Source organism: Nevskiales bacterium (assembly GCA_035574475.1).
Lineage (GTDB): Bacteria > Pseudomonadota > Gammaproteobacteria > Nevskiales > DATLYR01 > DATLYR01.
Genome location: DATLYR010000030.1, coordinates 1 through 8,080, shown reverse-complemented (window position 1 = coordinate 8,080; position 8,080 = coordinate 1). Strand labels below are relative to the sequence as shown.

6 protein-coding genes are annotated in these 8,080 nt (G+C 67.2%); 4 read left to right on the top strand and 2 right to left on the bottom strand.

Annotated elements, in window-relative coordinates; genetic code table 11:
* Positions 1-64: 64 nt before the first annotated feature.
* Positions 65-556, bottom strand: a complete 492-nt coding sequence (locus VNJ47_01860; GenBank protein HXG27581.1) for a spore coat U domain-containing protein — start codon at positions 554-556, stop codon at positions 65-67.
* Between the two features lie 202 nt (positions 557-758).
* Between VNJ47_01860 and VNJ47_01855 the strand changes: the two genes are divergently transcribed.
* The gene (locus VNJ47_01855) at positions 759-1,892 is read left to right on the top strand and encodes an alpha/beta fold hydrolase (protein HXG27580.1); all 1,134 of its coding nucleotides are present in this window, start codon (positions 759-761) and stop codon (positions 1,890-1,892) included.
* 86 nt (positions 1,893-1,978) lie between these two features.
* Here the strand turns inward: VNJ47_01855 and VNJ47_01850 are convergent, their stop codons facing one another.
* The gene (locus tag VNJ47_01850; protein HXG27579.1) at positions 1,979-2,932 is read right to left on the bottom strand and encodes an alpha/beta hydrolase; all 954 of its coding nucleotides are present in this window, start codon (positions 2,930-2,932) and stop codon (positions 1,979-1,981) included.
* 87 nt (positions 2,933-3,019) lie between these two features.
* Here VNJ47_01850 and VNJ47_01845 point away from each other — a divergent pair, with 87 nt between their 5' ends.
* From VNJ47_01845 to VNJ47_01835, 3 genes are all read left to right on the top strand, one after another.
* Positions 3,020-3,262 (top strand): hypothetical protein, encoded by a 243-nt coding sequence (locus VNJ47_01845; GenBank protein HXG27578.1) that lies wholly within the window; start codon positions 3,020-3,022, stop codon positions 3,260-3,262.
* Entirely contained in the window at positions 3,259-3,693 is a 435-nt protein-coding gene (locus VNJ47_01840) for a type II toxin-antitoxin system VapC family toxin (GenBank protein HXG27577.1), read from the top strand. Before VNJ47_01845 ends, VNJ47_01840 begins: the two co-directional genes overlap by 4 nt.
* A gap of 169 nt (positions 3,694-3,862) precedes the next feature.
* Positions 3,863-8,080, top strand: a 4,218-nt coding sequence (locus VNJ47_01835; protein ID HXG27576.1) for a DEAD/DEAH box helicase, incomplete at its 3' end; no start/stop codon positions are given.

Here is an 8,080-nt window from a genome sequence, read left to right as displayed (position 1 = left end):
ACCCGCCAGCGCGCTGCAAAAAAACAGGGCGCCCGCCAGGGCGCCCCCGAGGAAATGTCGCATGTCAGAAGTCGACCGAAACCGTGACCGTGTCCACATAACTGCCGGGTTCCACATCCTGACCTGCCGCGATACGACCATACACGGTGTGCGGAACGGCCACCAAGCCGCCGCCCACGCCGGCAACGTCATCGGTGCCGGTGTTACCCCAGACCGTAGTGCGCAGGGCGTCGGAGTACAGCTGGTAGCCCAGGTCGGTGCTGGTGCCACCATCCATCACGCGCGCCGCGGTGTCGCCCGAACCACCGCCACTCAACCGGACTGCATAGGGGGCCAGCAGGGTACAGGTGACGTTGATCGTGCTGGTCGCGTCCTTCGGAATCGCCGAGGTCGGGTCGTAGGCGCCGAAGCTCAGATTGGTCGCGCTGACGCTACAGGCAGAAGTGACGGTTGCCGTGACCTGGAAGGTGGTAGTGGTGGTGGCCGCAGCGGCCATGCCGGGGGCGACCAGGGCGATACCCGCGGCGGTGACAAGGGTCTTGGTCGTGATGCGCATGGCGGTGTCTCCTGCTGTGTACCGGTCGGATTCGTCTTCGGCGCCGCACAGCGGGCGCCTCGCGACGCAGACCAGTTTGCACACTTGCGACCGCCAGCCCTATAGAGGGTTTATACTAGACATTTGTTTGCGCCGACCTGAAAATCACATGGAAAAACATACGGATAGCGATCAAAATCAGAGACGGGACAGAATCCAGCAGGTGATCGGCACTGCCGCGCGGGTCGGCGAGCGCACGCTGTCCTGGGTCAGCAACGCCATCGCACGCCGCCTGGACGCGGAGCGCTTCATCGCCGCCAACCAGACCCCCTTCGAAAAGATCCACGAAAACGGCCTGTTGAGCGTACGCAAGTACCCGCCGCTCACGGAATCCGAAATCATCGCCGGCGGCGAAACCTATCCGGTACGTGCCGGGCAGCATCGCGTGCCGGTGCTGCTGGTCCCACCGCTGGCCGCGGACCCGCTCAATTTCGACCTGCTGCCCAACCGCAGCCTGGTGCGCTTCCTGCTGGCGCAGGGCTTCAGGGTGTACCTGGTGGATTTCGGCAGCCCCGACGAGGATCACTCGCATCTGAGCCTCGCCGACTACACCACGCGCATGCTGCCGGAGGCGATCGAGAAAGTCCGCGCGGACGCGGGCGAGACAGACATCACCCTGATGGGCTACTGCATGGGCGGTCTGTTCTGCCTGGTCTACGCCGGCTGGTCGCACGACCCCGGCGTGCGCAACATCGTCACCATCGCCAGCCCGATCGATGCCCACCAGGCCGGCATCGCCGGCCGGCTGTTCGAGGTCATGAACCGGCCGCTGCGGCTGGCCGCGCGTTACGTACCGCTGCGTCTGGACGACATCGATCCGAAGTTCCTGCGCGTACCGGGCTGGATGTCCTCGGTCGCCTTCAAGCTGACCAACCCGGCGGGCACGGTGCAGAGCTACATCGACCTGCTGATGAACCTGTGGGACCGCGAGTATGTGACCGAGCACCAGACCATGTCCGCCTGGTTCAACCGCATGCACGACTATCCGGGCGGCATCATCCAGGACTTCGTGCTGCGGGTCGGGCTGGACAATCAGCTGGCCAAGGGCAAGCTTCGGCTGGGTCCGGAGGACAAGGCGCTGCTGGACCGCATCGAGTGCTCGCTGCTGGCGATTGCCGGCGAAAACGATCGCATCGTGACGCTCGAGGCGGCGAAGAAGGTGATGGACATCGTCGGCTCGCGCGACAAGGACTTCATCGTCGCGCCGGGCGGCCATGCCGGCGTGTTCGCCGGCAGCAAGGCGCCGGGCACGACCTGGCTGTTCGCGGCGGACTGGCTGTCGACGCGGTCGGATTGATACTGTCATCCCCGCGGTAACGGGGATCCAGTCAAAAAGCCATCCGTCTCACCGGATTCCCGCCAGCGCGGGAATGAACGGTCATATCAGGCCGCTTTCTTGCGCGGCATCGCCTCGCGCGCCGTGCCGGACAGGGCCGCGCTCTCGGACAGGAAACGCGCCAGCGCCCAGACGAACTGGCGCGGTTTCTCCAGCATCACGGCATGGCCGCAGTTTTCGAAGCACACCACCCGCGCATGCGGTACTTGCGACTTGATCCAGATCTGGCCGGGCGCCGGATACATGACGGACTCGGTGCCGACCATCACCGTCATCGGCACGTCGATGCTCGACAGCGACGAGCGCATGTCGTAATCGCGATCGACGTAGGCCCGCATCACGTCGAGATACACCGGCCAGTTGTGGGGCGGCAGCAGGCGGCGCGCGATGCGTTCGTGGCGCAGCAGCCAGTTCAACCCCAGACTGAGGCTGCGGTTGTGGAAGGCGTCCCCCATGAACTGCGCCAGCGAGCACCACAGCCGCGCACGGGTTTCCGGTGCCACCGCCTGCCAGGGCGTGTCGCGGCCGTGGCTTTCCATCAGCGCGATCAGTTCGCGGAATTCGTCCATGCGCCGTTCGTGCTGCTCGCCGAACAGGCCCCAGCGCCAGCCGGGGACGTTGCGCGCCATCGGCGCCTGGTCGATGTGCAGGTAACCCTTGATCCGTGCACTGCCATGGCGGCGCAGGTACTGCAGGCCGGTGTAGGCGCCCATCGAGATGCCGCCCAGATGCACACGCCCCAGACCGAGCGTGTCGAGCAGGTGCTCGACATCGTCGGCGTAGTTGCTGAGCAGGCAGTCCTGATTCAGGTTGACGTGGTGCGAGCGGCCGAAGCCGCGCAGGTCCGGCAGGATGAAGCGGTAGCGCATCGCCAGCGGCGCGACGAAGGGCAGCCAATGCGCGGCGTGCATGCCAAATCCATGCAGCAGAACCACCGGCGGCCCCCGCCCGATGTCGAGGTAATGAAGCCGATTCTGATCTTGCAGTTTTATGTAGGGCATGTCCTACAGTGCCGTAAAGCAACTCATTAATCAACAATACGTCCCTGGCCCCTTGTCGCAAGCATCATGATGCGTGACAATTGACGCATGCGCACAACACTGACCCTCGACGACGATGTCGCCGCCCGCTTGAAGCGGTTGCGGCAGCATGGCCAATTCAAGGAGCTCGTCAACCGGGCTTTGCGCGCGGGCCTCGAGCAGATCGAACGCAAGGCCGATCGGCCGCGCCAGCCCTACCGGCTGCGCCCGGTCAGGCTCAAGCCGCGTCGCACCGACCTCGACAACATCGCCGAGGTGCTGGCCGAAACCGAGGGTGACGCCCATTCATGATCCTGGTGGACGCCAACCTCCTGCTTTACGCCAAAATCGCAGACCTGCCACAGCATCGCCCGGCGGCCCACTGGTTCGAGTCACAGTTGCGAGAGCAACCGCGGGTGGGACTGCCATGGCCAAGCCTGCTCGGCTTTCTGCGCATCAGCACCAATCCGCGCGTGTTCGAGCGGCCGCTGCCCGTTGTGGAAGCCTGGGAGCAGGTGAAAGAATGGCTGGCACTGCGGAACGTCTGGATTCCGCTGCCGACCGATCAGCACGCCGCGGTCGTCGGCAAGCTGCTGGTTGCCGCGAATGCCGGCGCCAATCTCGTGCCGGATGCGCATCTGGCGGCGCTGGCGCTGGAGCATGGGCTGGAGGTTTGCTCCTCCGATGCCGATTTCGCGCGCTTTCCGCAGGTGCGCTGGCGCAATCCTCTGGCAGCCCGCTAGCTACGCGGCGGATTCTCGATGGGCGAAACGCGCGTTGACTTGCAACATCTCCTCGAGGATCTGCGTGACGCCTGTCTGACACACTGGGGTCAGACCCTGGGTCGCAAGAAACGCCGGCGACGATGAAGTTCTGTTTGGCCGGCCAGCCTGCACGGCGGATAATGGGCGCATGCAGAGATCGCTGGACCTGGGCCGGACCGGTAGCGGGCCTGTATCGCCGGAAGAGTTCCACCCTGCCGTGGCGGGCTGGTTCGCTTCGCGTTTCGAGCAGCCGACGGAGGTGCAGCGCCGGGCCTGGGCGGTCACCGCGCGGCGCGAGCCGGCGCTGATCGCCGCACCCACCGGCTCGGGCAAGACCCTGGCGGCCTTCCTGGCTGCACTCAACGACCTTGTCGTCGAAGGGCTGGAGCAGGGTTTGGGCGACGAGGTGCACGTACTGTACGTGTCGCCGCTCAAGGCCCTGTCCAACGACATCCAGAAGAACTTGCAGGAGCCGCTGCAGGGCATCCGGGCGCAGCTGGCGGCGCTGGGTTATCCGGACGTGGACATCCGCGACGCGGTGCGCACCGGCGACACCAGCGCCTTCGAGCGCGCGTGCATGCGCCGCGCGCCGCCGCACATCCTGGTCACCACGCCGGAATCGCTGTTCATCCTGCTGACCTCGGAATCGGGCCGCACCATGCTGTCGCGCGTGCGCTCGGTGATTGTCGATGAGCTGCACGCGGTCGCCGGCAGCAAGCGCGGCGCGCACCTGATGCTGTCGCTGGCGCGGCTGGACCAGTTGTGCCGTGATGTGGGCCATGCGCCGCCGGTGCGCATCGGGCTCTCGGCGACGCAGAAGCCGATCGGGCGCATGGCAGCGTTCCTGATGGGGGGTGAGCCCTGTCGCATCATCGATACCGGCCATGTGCGCGAGCGCGACCTGGCGCTGGAGCTGCCGCAGTCGCCGCTGGAAACGGTGATGGCCAACGAGGTCTGGTCGGAACTCTACGACCGCCTGGCCGAGCTAGTGCAGGCGCATCGCACGACTTTGATATTCGTCAACACACGCCGCCTGGCTGAGCGCGCCGCGCGGCATCTGGCCGAGCGCATCGGCGAGCAACACGTCAGCGCGCACCACGGCAGCCTGTCCAAGGAGCACCGCCTCAAGGCCGAGCAGCGGCTGAAAGCCGGCGAGCTGCGCGCGCTGATCGCCACCAGCTCGCTGGAACTGGGCATCGACATCGGTGAGGTGGACCTGGTCTGCCAGCTCGGCTCGCCGCGCTCGATCGCCGCTTTCCTGCAGCGCGTGGGGCGCTCCGGCCACGCGGTGAATGCGGTGCCCAAGGGCCGGCTGTTCCCGCTGTCGCTGGACGACCTGGTGGAATGCGCCGCACTGCTGGACGGCGTGCGGCGCGGCGAGCTCGACCGCATCCCCATCCCGCGCAAGCCGCTGGACGTGCTGGCGCAGCAGATCGTGGCCGAGGTTGCCTGCCGCGAATGGCAGGTGCAGGCGCTCTACGAGCTTTTCCGCAGCGCGGAACCTTATCGTGAGCTGGCGCGGGCCGAATTCGACGCCGTCGTGCAGATGCTGGCGGAGGGTTTTTCCACCCGCCGCGGCCGGCGTTCGGCGCACATCCATTACGACGCGGTGAACGGCCTGCTGCGCGGGCGCAAGGGCGCGCGCCTGACGGCCGTCACCAATGCCGGCGTGATCCCGGACCCGTTCGACTACGACGTGGTGCTGTCGCCGGAGGGGCATCGGGTCGGCAGCGTCGGCGAGGATTTCGCCTTCGAAAGCATTCCGGGCGATATTTTCCAGCTCGGCAATACCTCCTACCGCATGCTCAAGATCGAGACCGGCAAGGTTTACGTCGAGGATGCGCACGGCCAGCCGCCGAGTCTGCCGTTCTGGTTCGGCGAGGCGCCGGGGCGCAGCGACGAGTTGTCGCAGGCGGTGTCGCGGCTGCGGACGACGGTGGAACAGATGTTGATGACGCCGACTTCCCGCCACCCCGGCCCTCCCCCGCAAAGGGGGGAGGGGGAAGAACGAGAGGGAGCGGGGCGGCGCAAGGATCTTGTTCCCTCCCCCTTGACGGGGGAGGGCAAGGGTGGGGGTGTACAAGCTGTCGCTCAATGGCTCGCCACCGATCTGGGCCTGCCACCCGCCGCCGCACAGCAGCTGGCGCGTTACCTCGCCGCTGCAAAGGCCGCGCTCACGGTACTGCCGACGCACGATACGATCGTGTTCGAGCGCTTCTTCGACGAGGCCGGCGATACGCACCTGGTGATCCATTCGCCCTATGGCTCGCGCATCAACAAGGCCTGGGGCCTGGCGCTGCGCAAGCGCTTCTGCCGACAGTTCAACTTCGAGCTGCAGGCCTCGGCGCTGGACGACAGCATCGTACTGTCGCTGGGTCCGACGCACAGCTTCCCGCTGGAGGACATCAAGGGCTATCTCAAGTCCGCCAGCGCGCGCGAGGTGCTGGTGCAGGCGTTGCTGGACGCGCCGATGTTCGGCACGCGCTGGCGCTGGAACGCCAGCATTGCGCTCGCCGTGCGGCGCATGCGCAACGGCCAGCGCGTGGCGCCGCAGCTGCAACGCATGGACGCCGAGGACCTGCTCGCGGTGGTGTTCCCGGACCAGCTGGCCTGCGCCGAGAACCTCGGCAACGGCTACCGCGAGATTCCCGAGCATCCGCTGGTGCAGCAGACCATTCACGACTGCCTGCACGAGACCATGGACGTGGACGGCTTGCTGCGCCTGCTGGCACGCATCGAGCGCGGCGAGGTGCAGATCGTCACCCGCGAGCTGACCAGTCCTTCGCCGCTGGCGGAGGCCATACTCGGCGCGCGCCCCTATGCCTTCCTCGACGACGGCGATGCCGAGGCGCGTCGCACGCGCGCGGTGAGAACCCGCGGCCTGCTCGAGCCGCAGGAAGCCGCCGATCTCGGCCGGCTAGATCCGGCGGCCATCGAACGTGTCCGGCAGGAGACCTGGCCCGACCTCGGTACGCCCGACGAGCTGCATGACGCGCTGATGGTGCACGGTTTCCTGACGGCGGAAGAGGGCAAGGGTGCAGCCACCCTGTTCCCCTTGCTCCGTCAGCACCGGCGCGCCACCCTCCTGCATCCGCCAGAGGGTCAGCCGCTGTATGTCGCCACCGAGCGCCTGCCGCAGTTCCGCAAGCTATTCCCGCAGCTGCAGCCGGCCGACGACCTGCCGCTGCTCGGCCATGCCGAATGTGACGCGGAAGAGGCGTTGGCCGACATCCTGCGTGGCCGGCTCGAACTACTCGGCCCGGTGACGGAAGATCAGCTGGCAGCACCGCTTGGTTTGCCGGTATCGACCATCCGCCAGGCATTGCTGACTCTGGAGCAGCAGGGCGGAGTGATGCGCGGAAGCTTCATCTCTCCCTCCGTCATTCCGGCGAAAGCCGGAATCCAGAGCCTTTCAAAGTCACTGGGTCCCGGCCTTCGCCGGGACGACGACTTCTCCGAAACACAGCTCGGAGAAGTCGTCGAATGGTGCGACCGCCGCCTGCTCGCGCGCATCCACCGCTACAGTACCGAGCGGCGCCGGGCCGAGATCCAGCCGGTGCCGCCGGCAGCGTTCATGCGTTTCCTGTTCCGCTGGCAGCGAGTCGGCGAAGAGCGTCGCGAAGGCGAAAGCGGGCTGGCGCTGGCGCTGCAGCAGCTGGAAGGTTTTGCCGTGCCGGCCGCCGCCTGGGAAAGCGACATCCTGCCGGCGCGCGTGCGCGGCTACCTGCCGGCCATGCTGGACCGGCTGTGCGCCGCCGGCCGCATCGTGTGGTGCCGGCCGCCCGCACCGGTGACGGGCGAGCACCGCAAGAGCGGACCCGTCAAGACCACACCCATCGTCCTGTGCGAGCGCGGGCACTGGCGTGACTGGCTGCAGGGTGAGCTTTCTACTTCCGTCATTCCGGCGCAAGCCGGAATCCAGCGACTGTCCCCACGCGCCCGGCGCGTGTTCGACTGCCTGCGGGAGCACGGGGCATCGTTCTTCAGCGATCTGCTCCACGAGACCGGGCTGCTGCGCGCCGAGTTGGAGGAAGGCCTGGCGGAACTGGTCAGTCATGGCCTCGTGACCTCGGATTCCTTCGCCGGCCTGCGCGCGCTGGTGGCGCCAGCGGGACGCGGCCGACGCCATCTGGCGACACAGCGTGTGGACGAGGCCGGACGCTGGGCCTTGCAGCGCCTGAGCGCGCCGCGCGCGGAGCCGCCCGGCGCGCTGGCCGATCCCGCCGTAGAGCGTGTGGCGCGCGTGCTGCTGCGCCGCTACGGCGTGGTGTTCCGCCGTCTGCTGGAGCGCGAGGACAACCTGCCGCCCTGGCGCGAGCTGTACTACGTCTATCGGCGGCTGGAGGCGCGCGGCGAGATCCGTGGC

Excerpts from the sequence above, each read along its gene's own strand:
- VNJ47_01845 (HXG27578.1), top strand. The coding sequence starts at position 3,020 with ATGCGCACAACACTGACCCTCGACGACGATGTCGCCGCCCGCTTGAAG.
- VNJ47_01850 (HXG27579.1), bottom strand. The coding sequence starts at position 2,932 with ATGCCCTACATAAAACTGCAAGATCAGAATCGGCTTCATTACCTCGAC.
- VNJ47_01860 (HXG27581.1), bottom strand. The coding sequence starts at position 556 with ATGCGCATCACGACCAAGACCCTTGTCACCGCCGCGGGTATCGCCCTG.
- VNJ47_01840 (HXG27577.1), top strand. The coding sequence starts at position 3,259 with ATGATCCTGGTGGACGCCAACCTCCTGCTTTACGCCAAAATCGCAGAC.